A 14480-nucleotide genomic window follows, 5' to 3' on the forward strand; every position below is an offset into this window, starting at 1 on the left:
CCGGGTGGGACGGGTGCGCGTCAGGGGCGCTGGGAGCCCGCGTAGGGCCCGGGCTGCGGGGCGCCCGGCTGGGGCGGGACGGCCCCGTAGCGGGCCTGGCGGTAGCCGCGCGGGTGCCGGGTCAGCCGGTAGCCCAGGACGCCCGCCAGGGCGGCCAGGAAGCCGCCGCCGATCGTCCAGTACCAGCGGCTGTTCCAGCCGGAGAACCAGCCGGTGTACCAGTGCTCCTCGGGCTCCACCGGGGCGGCCGCCTTGGCGGTGCTCGCGCCGCCGCCCGCCGGCGGGACCAGCGGGGCCTTCAGCTCGCCGCCCTCCGGCTGGGCGTTGTCCGCGTCGCCCTTGGCACTGACGTGCAGCTGGACGGAGGCGGCCAGGCCGAGGTCCGGCTGCGGGGCGTCGCTGACCGACAGCCGCACGTAGTAGGTGCCGGGTAGCGGGTCGCCGGACCACGGTTCGGCCCAGGAGCGGACCTCGCGCAGGGTGCAGCTCAGCGCGAGCGTGGTGGCGTTCTGGTCGCCGGTGGCGTTCTGGGTGCCGGCGGTGCAGGCCTGGCGTCGGCGCAGCCCGTCGAAGACCTCGACGGACCAGGTCTGCGGGCCGTGCCGGTCGGTCGCGGGGGCCAGGTTGACGGTCAGGCCGATCGTCGGGGTCTGGCCCTCGGAGGCGCCGAACGCCCAGTACAGGTAGTCGCCCGTGGAGGCGGCGACGTTGGCGTCCTGGCCGGGGGACAGGTTGGTCGCGGTCAGGAAGGACGTGCCGGCCCTGGTGGCCGGGGCCGGGGTGCCGCTCGCGCTCGCCGAGGGCGACGGCGAGGCGGCGGAGGCGGCCGGGGCGGCCAGCGCGAGGGCGGGCAGCAGGGCGAGGGCGGCGAGGGTGCCGCGCAGGGTCGTACGCATGGTCAGTTCTCCCGCCAGACAGCGATCCGCCAGCGCGCGATCCAGCCGAACAGCAGGCCGAAGACCAGGCCGGCCAGGGTGAGGGTGAGCAACAGGATCCAGCCGCGGCCGAGGCCCATCGCCGCGCCCTCGGGGGCCGGCGAGGCGGTGGCCAGGTCGACGGTCAGCTCCAGCGGCATGCCGGGGTCGGCCAGGACGCCGGACTGCGGGGCCAGCGCGTTGCTGACGACCAGGCAGACCGTGGTCTCCGGCTTCGCGCTCGGCGAGGAGGTCGGGCTCGTCGTGACGTACCCCTTGGAGTCGCTGGTGGACCAGCGCAGCCCGGTGGAGATCACGTCGGTGCGGCCGCTGCCGGCGTCGGTGCCGCGGACCAGCTCCTGGCCGGTCGCGCTGGTCGCCTGCAGCAGGACGCCGTAGTCCCGGGCCACCGCGCGGTCCAGCCCCACGCTGACCGAGGCGCGCAGTTCCTGGCCGGACTTGACCGGGACCTTGTAGACGCGGTGCTCGGAGAACTTCTCGCGGTCGGTGTAGACGCCCGGGGCGAGCACCGGGGCGTTCTCGCACTTGTCGGTGCCGGCGGTCTTCACCGGGGTCACCGTGTAGGTGTCGTTGGAGCGGTCGACCAGCTGCTTCACCTTGTCGGTGAGCTGCTCCTGGGTGCGCACGTCGGTGTAGGTGCCGCCGGTCGCGTTGGCGATGCACAGGAGCTGCTGGCGGGTCTTGTCGTCGTGGGCCAGGCCGAGCGTGTCGACGACCAGGTGGATGCCCTGGGAGGCGAGTTCGCGGGCGACGTCGCACGGGTCGGGCGGGGTGCAGGTGTCCTCGCCGTCGGTGATCAGCACCACCCGGCGGGTGGTCTCGCCCTTGCCGAGGTCCTGGGCGGCACCGCGCAGCGCCAGGCCGATCGGGGTGAAGCCGGTGGGCCGCAGGGTGGCGACGGCCGTCTTGGCCTCGACCTTGTTGGTCTTGCCGACCGGGAACAGCTGCTTGGTGTCCTGGCAGCCCTGCGTCTTGTCGTTGCCGGGGTAGTTGGCGCCGAGGGTGCGGATGCCGAACTCGGTCTCCGCGGGCAGCGCGTCGATCACGTCGTTCAGCGACTGCTGGGCCACCGAGATCCGGCTCTTGCCCTGGATGTCCCGCTCGTTCATGGAGCCGCTGACGTCCAGGACCAGGTCGACCCGGGGGGCCTCCTTGGGCGTGGCGGCGGATCCGGCTGATGGTTCGTCGGCGTGGGCGGGCAGGCCGAGGAGCAGCGAGGCGCCCGTTATCGCCAGGGCGGCCAGCAGGCCGCCGAGCCTGGTCTTTGGTCGTCGTCCGGTAGTCACCCGGCGATCCTAGGGCGTGTCTTGCGGATCTTTGTCGGGGCCGCGACGCCAGGGCACGCACCTCGCCGCGTTGTCGTCAGTCGCCGATGCTCCGCATGGACTCCATCCTCCGCCTTGCGATGCACGCACCCTGACGCCGCGTCCTGTCCGACAAGACCCACAAGACACGCCGTGGGGATCATCAGTTGGCGATGGCCAAACGAGTCCGGATCGCGCGACGGCCGGGCTCGGGGTGAACTCCGGCGCGCGGCCGGGGGATCCGGTGCAGCGCTCACGCCGTCCTTACGCCCGCCGGATAGCCTTCCCACGGCGCGGACGGGAGGGGCGGGATGGAGCTGGCGGCCGTCGGCAAGCGGTACGGGCGGGGTGGGCGATGGATCCTGCGCGGGGTCGACCTGGCAGCCGGGCCGGGCGAGTTGGTGCGGATCGCGGGCGCGAACGGGAGCGGCAAGTCGACGTTGCTGCGGCTGGCCGCCGGGATCGAACGGCCGACCGCCGGGCGGGTGGTGCGCCCCGGCGCGACCGCGTACGTGCCCGAACGCTTCCCGCCGGCGCTGCCCTTCGACGCGGCCTCCTACCTGCTGCGGACCGGCCGGGTGCACGGGCTCCCCGCGGCCGTGGCACGGCGGCGGGCCGGGGAGTGGCTGGACCGCTTCGGCGTCGCCGACCGGGCCGGCACCCCGCTGAGCCGGCTCTCCAAGGGCACCTGCCAGAAGGTCGCGGTCGTCCAGGCCCTGCTCGCCGAGCCCCGGGTGCTGCTGCTGGACGAGGCCTGGACCGGACTCGACCCGCAGGCCCGGGCGGTGCTGGACGAGGCGGCCGTCGAGCGGGCCGCCCGGGGCGGCACGGTGCTGTTCGTCGACCACGACCCGGCCCGGCTCGCCGGGGTCACCGGCGCCGTCTACCGGGTCGGCGCGGACGGCGGGCTGCGCCCCGACGGGCAGCCGGCCCCCGGGACTGCCCCCGGGACGGCCGCCGGGGTGGAGACCGAGAGTGCGGCCGAGATGGAGATCGAGGTGGACGTTCCGGACGGCACCCCGCTGCCGCCCGGGCTGCCCGGTGCGCCGCGGGCGACTCCGCTGGCCGGGACGGCGGTGCGGCTGACCGTCCCCGCCGCGCAGTCGGACGCCCTGCTGCGCCGTCTGCTGCTCGGCCGCCCCGCCGTCCGGGTGCTGGCGGTGCGCCGGGGGGAGGGGGAACGGTGCGACCGCTCGGCGCGCTGACCCGGTACCACCTGGAGCTGCTGGTGCGCTCGCACGCCTGGCTGCCGCCGTTCCTGGCGTACGCGCTGCTGCTGGTGGCCGGCGTGACGGTGGGCAACCCGCTGCTGGGCGACCTCGGCTACGGCGCGGCGGCGCTGGTGCCGGTGAGCGCCTGGTACGTGCGCGGCGTGCTGGGTGCGGAGCCGCCGGCCTCCCGGGCCTGCCTGGTCGCGGCGGCGGGGCCGCCGAAGGTCCACCTGGGGGCGCTGCTGGCCGCGCTGACGGCGGGGCTGGTGCTGGCGGTGGGCCAGGTGGCGGTGCTCTCGGGGACCTTCGGGACGGTCGCCCGGCCGGGGGCCGCCGCGCAGCCGCCGGTCGGCAGCGCGCTGGCCGCAGGTCTGCTGACCGCGGTGGTCTGCGTGCTGCTGGGGGTGACGGCCGGGGTGCTGGCCGACCGGCCGGTGCCGGTGCGGGCCCCGTACGGCATCCCGGTGGCCCTGGGGCTGGCCGTGCTGGCGCTGGTGGCGCCCGTGTCGCCGGCCAACACGGCCGTCCGCGGCCTGGTGGACGCCGCCCGGACCGGCCGGGTGACGATGCCGTGGGTGCCGGCGGCGCTCGCCCTCCTCCTGCTGGCCGCGGCGGTGGCCGGGACGGCGGCGCTGGCCGGCCGCCGCCCGGAGTGATCCCGACAAAGAGGGACACACCGCCGCGAAGCGCAAAAAATATGGATAGTGCTCGTTAGGGTGACGAACCGGGGCGCGGGCCCCGTCGTGCGGGTGCCCGGGCCGGCCGGCGCGTCCGACCGTCCGCCCCCGTTCGGCCTCCCCGGGCAGCGGTGACCCGCCGCAGCGCCCGGCTCCCCGCGACCCCCAGGACAGTCCGTGGCGACACCCTCCGCCGTGACGCGATCCGCCGCCCGGCCGAGCCGGCCGGTGCCGACCGGGCGCCCCGTCGAGCTCCGGCTGCTCCTGGCCGCCGTGCTCCTCGCCGTGTTCGGCTACGTCGAGGTCGGCGTCGACCTGGACGGTGAGGTGCCCGCCGACGCCGCCGGGTACGGCGCCGCGCTCGGCGTGCTCGCCCTGCTGGCGCACGTCGTGGTCCGCCGGCGGGCCCGGTACGCGGACCCGCTGCTGCTGCCGATCGCCGTGCTGCTCAACGGGATCGGCCTGGTGGCCATCCACCGGCTGGACCGGGCCACCTCCGGCGCCGGCGCGGCCTCCGCGCAGCTGCTCTGGTCGGGCCTCGGGGTGGCGCTGTTCGCCGCCGTGGTGCTGCTGGTGCGCGACCACCGGTGGCTGCAGCGGTACGCCTACCTCGGCGCGCTGGCGGCGCTGGTCCTGCTGATCCTGCCGGTCTTCTTCCCGCCGGTGTACGGCTCGCGGATCTGGATCACCGCCGGGCCGCTCTCCTTCCAGCCGGGGGAGTTCGCCAAGATCCTGCTGGCCGTCTTCTTCGCCGCCTACCTGGCGGTGCACCGTGACGCGCTGGCGCTCACCGGCCGCCGGATCGGGCGCCTGCGGCTGCCGCCCGGGCGGGTGCTCGGGCCGGTGCTGCTGATCTGGGCCGCCTTCGTCGGCGTCCTGGTGCTGGAGACGGACCTCGGCACCTCGCTGCTGTTCTTCGGCCTGTTCGTGGTGATGCTGTACGTGGCCACCGCGCGCACCGGGTGGGTCGCGATCGGGCTGGTGCTGGCGGCGGTCGGGGCGGTGACGGTGGGCCGGCTCTCGCCGCACGTGCACAGCCGGGTCGCCGACTGGCTGGACCCGCTGGGATCGATCGCGGCGGGCCGGGGCGCCAACCAGATCGCCCAGTCGCTGTTCGCCTTCGCCTGGGGCGGGGAGCTGGGCACCGGCCTCGGCAACGGCCACTCGGTGCTGATCGGCTTCGCCGCCAAGTCCGACTTCATCCTCGCCACCCTCGGTGAGGAGCTCGGCCTCGCCGGGCTGATCGCGGTGTTCCTGCTGTACGCGGTGCTGGTCTCCCGGGGGTTCCGGACGGGCATCGCCCTGCGTGACCCGTTCGGCCGGCTGCTGGCGATCGGGCTGGCCGCGATCGTCGCCCTGCAGGTGTTCGTGGTGGCGGGCGGGGTGCTCGCCCTGATCCCGCTGACCGGGATGACCCTGCCGTTCGTCGCCCAGGGCGGGTCCTCGGTGGTCACCAACTGGATCATCGTGGCGCTGCTGGTGCGGATGAGCGACACCGCCCGCCGGCCGGCCCCGGTCGCCGCCCGGTCCGCGGCGGGAGGGCGGCCGTGACGGGCGCGGGCCCCGGGGGGAACGGGCCGCAGGGGCTGCCGGGCATCTCCGTCACCGGGCGCCGGGCGGGCACCTTCTGCCTGCTGCTGATCGCCGCGCTGTGCGTCCAGGCCACCCGGGTGCAGGTGTTCGAGGCGGACGGGCTCGACCACAACACCGCCAACCAGCGACTCACCGTCGAGCGGTACTCCCGGCCGCGCGGCGACATCCTGGTCGGCGCGGACGCCGTGACCGGCTCGGCGCCCACCGGCGGCCGCTACGCCTACAAGCGCACCTACACCGACGGCCCGCTGTTCGCGGCGGTCACCGGCTTCGCCTCGCAGGCCTACGGCGCCAGCCAGCTGGAGGGCGCCGAGGACGACCTGCTGTCCGGCACCGACCCGGGGCTGTCCGGCTGGGCGGTCTGGGACGCGGTGGCCCGCCGGCGGAACCCCGGCGGGGACGTCCGCACCACGCTGAACCGGGCCGCCCAGGAGGCCGCGATGCGCGGGCTCGGCAGCCGGCAGGGCGCGGTCGCCGCGATCGAGCCGGCCACCGGCCGGATCCTGGCGCTGGCCAGCACGCCCTCCTACGACCCGGGCGGTTTCGCCGGCTCCGGCGCGGCCGACCAGGCCGCCTGGAACCGGCTGCGGCTCGACACCGACCAGCCGATGCTCAACCGTGCGCTGCGCCAGACCTACCCGCCCGGGTCGACCTTCACGGTGGTCACCGCGGCGGCCGCGCTCGCGAACGGGGTGGTCACGGACGTCGACGCGCCGACCGGTGCGCCCTCCCCGTACGTGCTGCCGGGGACGGCCACGACACTGGTCGACGACACCCCGGAGTGCGACCGGCCCGGGCAGTCGCTGGACACCGCGATGGTGCTCAGCTGCAACAGCGTCCTCGGCTACCTCGGGGTGCGGACCGGGCTGGACCGGACGGCGGCGATGGCCGAGAGCTTCGGCTTCAACGACCCCGGGCTGGACACGCCGGTGCGCGCCGCCCGGTCGAACTTCGACACCACGATGGACCAGTCGCAGCTGGCGCTCTCCTCGATCGGCCGGTTCGACACCGCGGCCACCCCGCTGGTGATGGCGATGGTCGCCGCCGGGGTCGCCAACGGCGGCACGGTGATGCGTCCACAGCTTGTGGACGAGCTGACCAGGAGCGACGGCGGCACGGTGCGGCTGATGAAGCCCGCCACCTACCGGAGGGCGATGACGCCGGAGGTGGCCGCGCAGGTGCAGCGGCTGATGACCGACGCGGTGGAGCGGGGCACCGGCCGCGACGCCCGGATCCCCGGTGCGGTGGTCGGCGGCAAGACCGGAACCGCCCAGCACGGGGTGGACAACGGCGCGACGCCGTACGCCTGGTTCATCGCCTGGGCCAGGCCGGCCGGCTCGGACCGGGTGCCGCCGGTGGCGGTGGCGGTGGTGATCGCGGACAGCGGTGCCGCGGAGGCCACCGGCGGCGGGCTCGCCGCGCCGGTCGCCCGCTCGGTGATGCAGGCGGTGCTCGGCGGTTGATCTTCGCGACGGCCTCTGACCTGCTGCTTTAACCGCTGGAGAGGAGATGCGCCGTTTGCGAAGTGTCCGGTTTGTGTGCCCCGTTGCGCCGATTCGTACAATGCGCCGAGCGAGACTGTTCGTTTGCGACACTGGTGCATTCGCGGGGTACTGTCCCATGTTTGTTCGGTTGGTCCCCGATGACACCCCACGGGGCGTCGGGTGACCGGCCGCTAGGACACCCTCCCCCGCCTAGAAGGACCGCAGTTTTGGCCAGCAACTCCCTCGGCGCGCGTCTGCTGCGACGCAAGCCCGTCTCATCACTCATCGCCGAGAGTGAGGGCCATGGCCTTCCCGCCGGCGCGCCCGAGGAGGGCGGACGCTCCGGCATCCACCTGCGCCGCACGATCGGCCTCTGGCAGCTGTCCTCGATCGGCATCGGCGCCACGATCGGCACCGGCATCTTCTTCGTGCTCAGCACCGCGGTGCCCTCGGCCGGCCCGGCCGTCATCCTGTCCTTCGTGATCGCCGCGGTCACCGCCGGACTCACCGCGCTCTGCTACGCCGAGATGGCCTCCGCGATCCCGGTCTCCGGCTCCTCGTACTCCTACGCCTACGCCACGCTCGGTGAGGGCGTCGCGTTCGGCGTCGGCATCTGCCTGCTGATGGAGTACGGCGTCTCCGCCTCGGCGATCGCGGTCAGCTGGGCCGAGTACCTGAACAAGTTCCTCGACCTGGCGTTCGGCGTCACCATCCCGGAGCAGCTGTCCGGCGCGCCGGACAGCACCCACTGGTTCAACCTGCCGGCGCTGCTGCTGGTCGCCATGGTCTGCTTCCTGCTGATCCGCGGCGTCAGCGAGTCGGTGAAGGTCAACGCGGCCATGGTCGGGATCAAGATCCTCATCCTGATCCTCTTCGTCGGCGTCGCCCTCACCGGCTTCCACTCCGGCAACCTGACCCCGTTCATGCCGCTCGGCATCGGCGGCGTGCAGGTCGCCGCGTCCAGCATCTTCTTCTCCTTCATCGGCCTGGACGCCGTGTCCACCGCCGGTGAGGAGGTCAAGAACCCGCGCCGCACCCTGCCGCTGGCGATCATCATCTCGCTGGTCGTGGTGACCCTGCTCTACATCCTGGTCGCGCTGGCCGGCATCGGCGCCCAGCCGTGGGAGAAGTTCGACGGCCAGGAGGCCGGGCTCGCCCAGATCCTCCAGGACATCACCGGCCAGAGCTGGCCCGCGATGGTCTTCGCCGTCGGCGCGATCATCTCGATCTTCAGCATCACCCTCGTGGTGATCTACGGCCAGACCCGCATCCTGTACTCGATGGGCCGCGACGGCATGCTGCCCAAGCGCTTCGCCCAGCTCTCCCCGCGCACCGGCACCCCGGTCTGGAACACCCTCGTGGTGGGCCTCGGCGTCGGCGCCCTGGCCGCGTTCATCCCGCTGAACATCCTGGCCGACATCACCAGCCTCGGGACCCTCATCGCCTTCTCGGTGGTCTCGATCGGCGTGATCATCCTGCGCCGCACCCAGCCCGACCTGCCGCGCGGCTTCAGGGTCCCCGGCTACCCGGTCGTCCCGCTGCTCAGCGTCGCCTTCTGCATCTACCTGATCACAGGCCTGCACGCGGACACCTTCCGGGCCGGCGGGATCGCCATCGCCGTCGCCGTGGTCGTCTACTTCGGCTACAGCATCAAGCACTCCAAGCTGGAGCAGTCGGCCCGGCAGGCCGTCACGGCGGACACCCCCGCCGACACGAACAGCTGAACCGGACGTATCCGGACATGAGGGGCCGCCGGTGGGAACGACACCCGGCGGCCCCCGTCGTGCCACCACTCGCGCCGTGGTCGACGCCATGGCGACAGGGCCCCGCTCCCACCCATAACCTTCCACCATGGTGAGCACCCGCACGCCCGGCTTCTCCCGCCCGCGCGGCCGCTTCACCGGCCGCTCCAGAACGCCGGCCCCGCCGACCCCCGACGGAACGCCGTCCGCACCCGGACGGCTGCCGCTGGGCTTCTCCAGTCGGCCGTTCCCCCGTCAGCGGGGCGAGAGCACCTTCCCGCCCACGCCCGATCGGCTGAATCCCGCCCGGCTCGCCTCGACGCGCACCGTCCAGCTCCTCGGCTGCCTGATCGCGGCCGGCTGGGCCGCCGCTTTCCCGCTCGTCTCCGACCTGCCCAACCAGCGGCTGTGGGGCCTCGTCGCGGCTCCCTCGTACGCCCTGGCCGGACTGCTCTGCCTCACCCTGCCGCGCCGTTTCGCGGCCCGCGCCGCCGCCGCCGTCGCCATGGTCGGCGCCGTCCTCGCGCCACTCGCCCTGCTCGCCCTGCACGGCCGCCACCAGTCCGAGGTGATGGTCGTCGAACGCTCGGCGCACCTGCTGCTCACCACCGGCAGCCCGTACCTGCCCCACCCGGTGGTGGTCACCGACTACAACCCGTACCTGCCGGCGATGACCCTCTTCGGGATGCCGCGCCAACTGCTCGGCGACGGGAACGCCTTCGCCCGGGTCGCCGGGGACGCCCGGATCTGGTTCGCGCTCACCTTCGTCGCCTGCCTGCTGGCCAGCTGGCGGCTGCTGCGGCCGTCCCGGGACCGCGCGCCGCTGCTGCCGCTCGCCGTCCTCACCGCCTCGCCGCTGATCGCCCTGGCCCTGGTCGTCGGTGGCGTCGACCTCCCGCTGATCGGCGTCTGCTGCCTCGCCATGGCCCTCGCCGAGCGCGACCGCACCGTCGGCGCCGGCCTGGTGCTCGCCCTCGCCTGCACCCTCAAGTGGACGGCCTGGCCGGCCCTGCCCGTCGCCGCACTGCTGCTCTGGCGCCTCTACGGCCGCCGGCCCGCCGCCCGCACCGCGCTGATCGCGTTCGGCACCAGTCTGGCCGTCATCCTGCCCTCGGTGCTCACCCAGGCCGACGCGCTGCGCGAACAGGTCGTGCGCTTCCCGCTCGGACTCACCGCCATCCGCACCCCCGCCGGTAGCCCGCTGCCGGGCAAGGTGCTGGCCGGCTTCGGGCCCACCGGGCACTCCGTCTCGCTGGCGCTCATGACCATGGGCGGCATCGGGGTGGCCATCTGGCTGCTCGCCCGGCCGCCGGTCTCCGCGATAGCGGCCGCCGACCTGCTGGCCGCCGGACTGGCCATCGCGTTCATGCTCGCCCCCGCCGGGCGCTTCGGGTACCTGGCGCTGCCGGTGGTGCTGGTGATCTGGCCCCGGCTGGCCGCCCGGCGTTGGACCAGCCGCAGGCCCGTCCCTCCGCCGCGCATGCTGGGGCGGCCGGAGCCCGCGCTGCCGCGGGGCTGAGGCGGTTGGGCCGTCGCCCGCTCGCTGGGTTTTCGCCCGCTCGCGGGAGGAGGGGCTCGGGGCGGGGGTGTCGCGCGGAAGGGGGCTCGGGGCGGGTGGTTCGCCCGCCCCGAGCCGGGAGGCGTCAGCGGGTGCCGGCGGCCTTCAGGAGGGAGGCGACGGCCGGGCCGGCCGCGTCCACGCCGTGCCCGCCGCCCTGCACCTCGGCGGCGACCGCGATGTTGCCGCGGTAGGCGGTGAACCAGCTGTTGGTGACGGTCGCCCCGGCGACCTCGGCCGAGCCGGTCTTGGCGCCGGCGTTGTCGGTGATGCCGGCCATCACGTCCTTGGCGGTGCCGCCCTGGGCGGTCGCGGCCATCATCGCCTTCAGCTTGCCGTCGACGTCCGCGGAGAGCGGGCGGGCGGCCTTCTGCTGCGGCAGGTCGGCGACCAGGATCGGCTGCTTGAACTCGCCGCTCTGCACCGTGGCGGTGATCGAGGCGATGGCCAGCGGGTTCATCTGGACCTTGCCCTGGCCGATGTAGTTCATCGCCTGCTCGTCCTTGTTGGAGCCCGGCGAGGGCACCTTGCCGTCGGCGTTCGGCAGGCCGGTCTTCCACTCCAGGCCGATGCCGAAGAGGTCCTTGGCGGTGCCGGACAGCGTGTCGGGCTTCAGGCTGGTCAGGCCCTGGTTGATGAAGGCCGTGTTGCAGGACATCATGAAGTCCTGCTGCAGCGTGTTGTTCGGGAAGGCGCCCGGGAACGAGTTCGGGACGGCGACCGCGTTGCTGCTCTTCTCCGGACAGGCGACCACGGTGTCCGGGTTGACCCCGGCCTCCAGCAGCGCCGCGGAGGTGACGATCTTCATCGTCGAACCCGGTGCGAGCAGCCCGGTGAAGGCCCGGTTCTGGCCGCTGGCGGGCGCGTTGGCGAAGGCCAGCACCTGGCCGGTGCTCGGCTCGATCGCGACGATCGACCCGGACTTGCCGCCGAGGTCCGTCATCGCCTTCTCGGCCGCGGCCTGGATGGCGTTGTCGATGGTCACCTTGAACGGCTTGCCGGGCTTCGGCTCGACGATGGTGAACAGCTTGTCGTTGGCGGTCTTGCCGGACGGGTCGCTGATCACCACCGCGCTGCCCGCGTCCTGGTCCTTGTTCGGGTCCGGCACCAGCTTGTGGGCGTTGTCCTGCAGGGTGGCCAGCAGTGCCGGGGTGAGCGAGGCGCCCTGCAGCGCCTTGCCGTTGCGGTCCACCGCGTTGGACGGCGGCGCGAAGACCTGCTGGGTGGCGATCGTCTCGTTGCCGGACAGGTGCGGGTGGATCACCGTCGGCGCCCAGTGCACGGCCGGGGTGTCGTCGCTCATCTTCACGACGCTCAGGAAGCCGTTGTAGTCCCAGACCCGGTTGGTCCCGGCGAACTCGGCGCGGGCCTTGTACCCCATCAGCACGCCGGCCGGCGCGGGGGAGGCGGCGGCGGACGGCGAGTCCGTGGCGCCGGGGGTCGCGCCCGCCGACGGGGTGGCCGAGGCGCCCGCGGACGGCTTGGCGGCCGGGGAGGGCGTCCCGGTGGCCGCGGCGAAGGCCTGCGGGGTGGCCGGGCCGGCCGGGCTCAGGGTCAGCCCGCTCGGCTTGACCTGGTCGCGGAAGGCGGTCAGCGCGGTGGTGGCCGCGGCCGGGTCGTCGGTCAGCGAGGCGGCCTTGTCCAGGTCGCCGGCCGCCCAGGCCGCGAGGAAGTCCTTGGCACCGTTCGCCGCCTGCTCGGCCGAGGGCGGCTCGGCGACCACCGTGCGGGGCTTCTTGTCCGAGGAGGACCCGGAGCCCGAGCCGCCCACCAGGCTGTACGCCCCGTAGCCCCCGCCCGCCAGCACGGCGACGGACACGCCGGTGATGATGCCGATCTTCGCGCCTCTGCGCATGGTGCTGCTCCCCCAAGGGTCTCGCGGCCGGGCGCAACCGACCGGGGCCGGAAACGCGGTTCGCCCCCCACCCTAGGCAGCGCCGATCGGTGCGCCGACGAAACGCCCGGGAGTTGTGACGGATCTGGTACGTGTCGTGCACCGCATACGGACGGTTCGCGGGTGTCCGGTGTGCGCGGACCCGGGCCCGGGCGTCAGATCCAGCTGGTGAACCACATCCGCTGGCGCCAGTCCTGCATCGGGATCGTCTGCCCGGTGAACAGCGGGAAGAAGAACAGGAAGTTCCACATGATCAGCAGCACCAGCAGCCCCGCCGCGGTGGAACCGATGATCCGGCGGTCCCGCGAGGCGCCGGCCGGCCCGATCAGCGCCCCGACCAGCATGGTCACCGCGAGCACCAGGAACGGGACGAACACCACCGCGTAGAACAGGAAGATCGTCCGCTGCTGGTAGGCGAACCACGGGAGGTAGCCGGCGGCCAGGCCGCACAGCAGCGCACCGGCCCGCCAGTCCCGCCGCGCCGCCCAGCGCCACAGGCAGTACACCAGCGCCACCACGGCCGCCCACCACAGCAGCGGGGTGCCGATGCCCAGCACCTCGCGGGCGCACTCGGCGGCCGTGCAGCCGCTCTGGCCCTGCTTGGGGGACTCGTAGAAGAAGGAGACCGGCCGGCCCAGCACCAGCCAGGACCACGGGTTCGACTGGTAGGTGTGCGGGTCGCTCAGGTGGGTGTGGAAGTCGTACACCGTCGAGTGGTAGTGCCACAGGGCGCGCAGCCCCTCGGGTATCCACGGGTAGTCGGTGGACCGGCCCACCGCCCAGTCGCGGCCCCAGCCGCCCTGCCCGGGCGCGTTGCTGCTGGCGAACCAGCCCCACCAGGACGCGACGTAGACGGCCAGCGACACCACCACGATCGACACGAAGGCCGGCAGCACGTCCCGGGTGAGCGCCGCGAGGTGGGGGCGCGGGGCCCCGGCCAGCCGGCGGGCGCCGACGTCCCAGAGCACCGTCATCACGCCGAAGGCCGCCGCCACGTACAGGCCGCTCCACTTGGTGGCGCAGGTCAGGCCGACGCAGACGCCGGCGGCGATCCGGTACGGGCGCCAGCCCAGGTTCACCCGCTGCGCCAGCAGCGCGTCCGGCACCCCGCCGAGGCGTTCCGCCAGCCGGGCCCGGGTGCGGTCGCGGTCCAGCAGCAGGAAGCCGAAGGCGGCGAGGATCCAGAACATCACCACCAGGTCCAGCAGCGCGGCGCGGCTGAGCACCAGGTGCAGGCCGTCCACCGAGAGCAGCAGGCCGGCCACGCAGCCCAGCAGGGTCGACCGGAACATCCGGCGGGCGATCCGGGCGAGCATCAGCACCGACAGGGTGCCGAGCAGGGCCACCGCGAACCGCCAGCCGAACGGGTTCATCCCGAACAGCACCTCGCCCGCACCGATGATCCACTTGCCCACCGGCGGGTGCACCACGTACGAGGCCATCGCCCGGTACGGGACGGCCGCGCCCGGCGTCATGATCTGGTCGTTGGCACCGTCCGGCCAGTTGATCTCGTAGCCGCCGTGCCAGAGCGCGTAGGCGTCCTTGGCGTAGTAGGTCTCGTCGAAGATGATCGCGTGCGGCTGTCCGAGGTTCGTGAAGCGCAGCACACCGGCGAACAGCGCCACCGCCAGCGGGCCCAGCCAGCCGGCCCAGCGGCACAGGAAGGTCCACAGGCCCGGGGCCACGGAGACGCCCAGGCGCTGCAGCAGCGGCGAGGGCGGCGCCGGGGTCGGGGTGACCCCGGGGCCGTCCGGCATCGGCGGCACCAGGCGCTCGGTCAGCGGGGCCGTCGGGCGGGCGGCGTAGCCGTACCGGGCCAACCGCTCCCGCCAGCTCCCCGGGGCCGGCTCGGCCGGTCTGGGGGCCGGGACGACGGGGGACGGCGGGGCGACCGGGGAGGGCGGGCCGGCCACGTCGCCGCCGTCCTGCGCGGTGTGGTCCGTACCGGTGGGCGTCCTGGCCGCCGTGTCGCCGTTCATCCGCCACATCGTAGGGGCGCTCTTCGTACGCGTGTCCGCTCCCTCGGAAGCTGCCCGAATCGTCACCAAAAGCCCCCGGGCGGCGGCAGCTGCAAGGATGGGG

Annotated in this window: 10 protein-coding genes; 6 read left to right on the forward strand and 4 right to left on the reverse strand. The window is 74.1% G+C overall.

What is annotated here, in order from left to right; genetic code table 11:
- Window positions 1–20: 20 nt before the first annotated feature.
- Together ACFYUY_RS15725 and ACFYUY_RS15730 are read right to left on the reverse strand one after the other, a co-directional pair.
- A complete protein-coding gene (locus ACFYUY_RS15725; protein ID WP_360213585.1) occupies window positions 21–896 on the reverse strand; it encodes a peptidase in 876 nt (291 codons plus the stop codon).
- Window positions 897–898: 2 nt separating this feature from the next.
- Complete coding sequence (locus tag ACFYUY_RS15730) at window positions 899–2221, reverse strand: VWA domain-containing protein (RefSeq protein ID WP_360213587.1); 1323 nt, start codon at window positions 2219–2221, stop codon at window positions 899–901.
- Window positions 2222–2550: 329 nt separating this feature from the next.
- On the opposite strand from ACFYUY_RS15730, the gene ACFYUY_RS15735 reads away from it, so the two are divergent.
- The 6 genes from ACFYUY_RS15735 (at window position 2551) to ACFYUY_RS15760 (ending at window position 10465) form a co-directional block, all read left to right on the forward strand.
- Window positions 2551–3444 (forward strand): ABC transporter ATP-binding protein, encoded by an 894-nt coding sequence (locus ACFYUY_RS15735; protein WP_360213589.1) that lies wholly within the window; start codon window positions 2551–2553, stop codon window positions 3442–3444.
- Window positions 3423–4106, forward strand: a complete 684-nt coding sequence (locus ACFYUY_RS15740) for an ABC transporter (RefSeq protein WP_387900964.1) — start codon at window positions 3423–3425, stop codon at window positions 4104–4106. The genes ACFYUY_RS15735 and ACFYUY_RS15740 overlap by 22 nt, the downstream gene beginning before the upstream one ends.
- Before the next feature lie 216 nt (window positions 4107–4322).
- On the forward strand, window positions 4323–5678 hold the full coding sequence (locus ACFYUY_RS15745) for an FtsW/RodA/SpoVE family cell cycle protein (protein ID WP_360213593.1): 1356 nt from the start codon (window positions 4323–4325) through the stop codon (window positions 5676–5678).
- A gap of 44 nt (window positions 5679–5722) precedes the next feature.
- Window positions 5723–7183, forward strand: a complete 1461-nt coding sequence (locus ACFYUY_RS15750; RefSeq protein ID WP_387901053.1) for a penicillin-binding transpeptidase domain-containing protein — start codon at window positions 5723–5725, stop codon at window positions 7181–7183.
- 179 nt (window positions 7184–7362) lie between these two features.
- A complete protein-coding gene (locus tag ACFYUY_RS15755) occupies window positions 7363–8928 on the forward strand; it encodes an amino acid permease (RefSeq protein WP_387900967.1) in 1566 nt (521 codons plus the stop codon).
- A gap of 127 nt (window positions 8929–9055) precedes the next feature.
- On the forward strand, window positions 9056–10465 hold the full coding sequence (locus ACFYUY_RS15760) for a glycosyltransferase 87 family protein (protein WP_387900970.1): 1410 nt from the start codon (window positions 9056–9058) through the stop codon (window positions 10463–10465).
- Between the two features lie 124 nt (window positions 10466–10589).
- Here ACFYUY_RS15760 and ACFYUY_RS15765 read toward each other — a convergent pair whose 3' ends face one another.
- Window positions 10590–12359 (reverse strand): penicillin-binding transpeptidase domain-containing protein, encoded by a 1770-nt coding sequence (locus tag ACFYUY_RS15765; protein ID WP_387900973.1) that lies wholly within the window; start codon window positions 12357–12359, stop codon window positions 10590–10592.
- Window positions 12360–12553: 194 nt separating this feature from the next.
- Window positions 12554–14377 carry a dolichyl-phosphate-mannose--protein mannosyltransferase gene (locus tag ACFYUY_RS15770; protein ID WP_387900975.1) on the reverse strand — a complete coding sequence of 608 codons (1824 nt, stop codon included), beginning with the start codon at window positions 14375–14377 and terminating at the stop codon, window positions 12554–12556.
- Between the last annotated feature and the right edge of the window lie 103 nt (window positions 14378–14480).

It is taken from the genome of Kitasatospora sp. NPDC004745 (assembly GCF_042873275.1).
GTDB lineage: Bacteria > Actinomycetota > Actinomycetes > Streptomycetales > Streptomycetaceae > Kitasatospora.

What these genes read in the sequence shown, in the direction of transcription:
- ACFYUY_RS15765 (WP_387900973.1), bottom strand. Translation starts at nt 12,359, where the DNA reads ATGCGCAGAGGCGCGAAGATCGGCATCATCACCGGCGTGTCCGTCGCC.
- ACFYUY_RS15770 (WP_387900975.1), bottom strand. Translation starts at nt 14,377, where the DNA reads ATGAACGGCGACACGGCGGCCAGGACGCCCACCGGTACGGACCACACC.
- ACFYUY_RS15725 (WP_360213585.1), bottom strand. Translation starts at nt 896, where the DNA reads ATGCGTACGACCCTGCGCGGCACCCTCGCCGCCCTCGCCCTGCTGCCC.
- ACFYUY_RS15760 (WP_387900970.1), top strand. Translation starts at nt 9,056, where the DNA reads ATGGTGAGCACCCGCACGCCCGGCTTCTCCCGCCCGCGCGGCCGCTTC.
- ACFYUY_RS15735 (WP_360213589.1), top strand. Translation starts at nt 2,551, where the DNA reads ATGGAGCTGGCGGCCGTCGGCAAGCGGTACGGGCGGGGTGGGCGATGG.
- ACFYUY_RS15755 (WP_387900967.1), top strand. Translation starts at nt 7,363, where the DNA reads ATGACACCCCACGGGGCGTCGGGTGACCGGCCGCTAGGACACCCTCCC.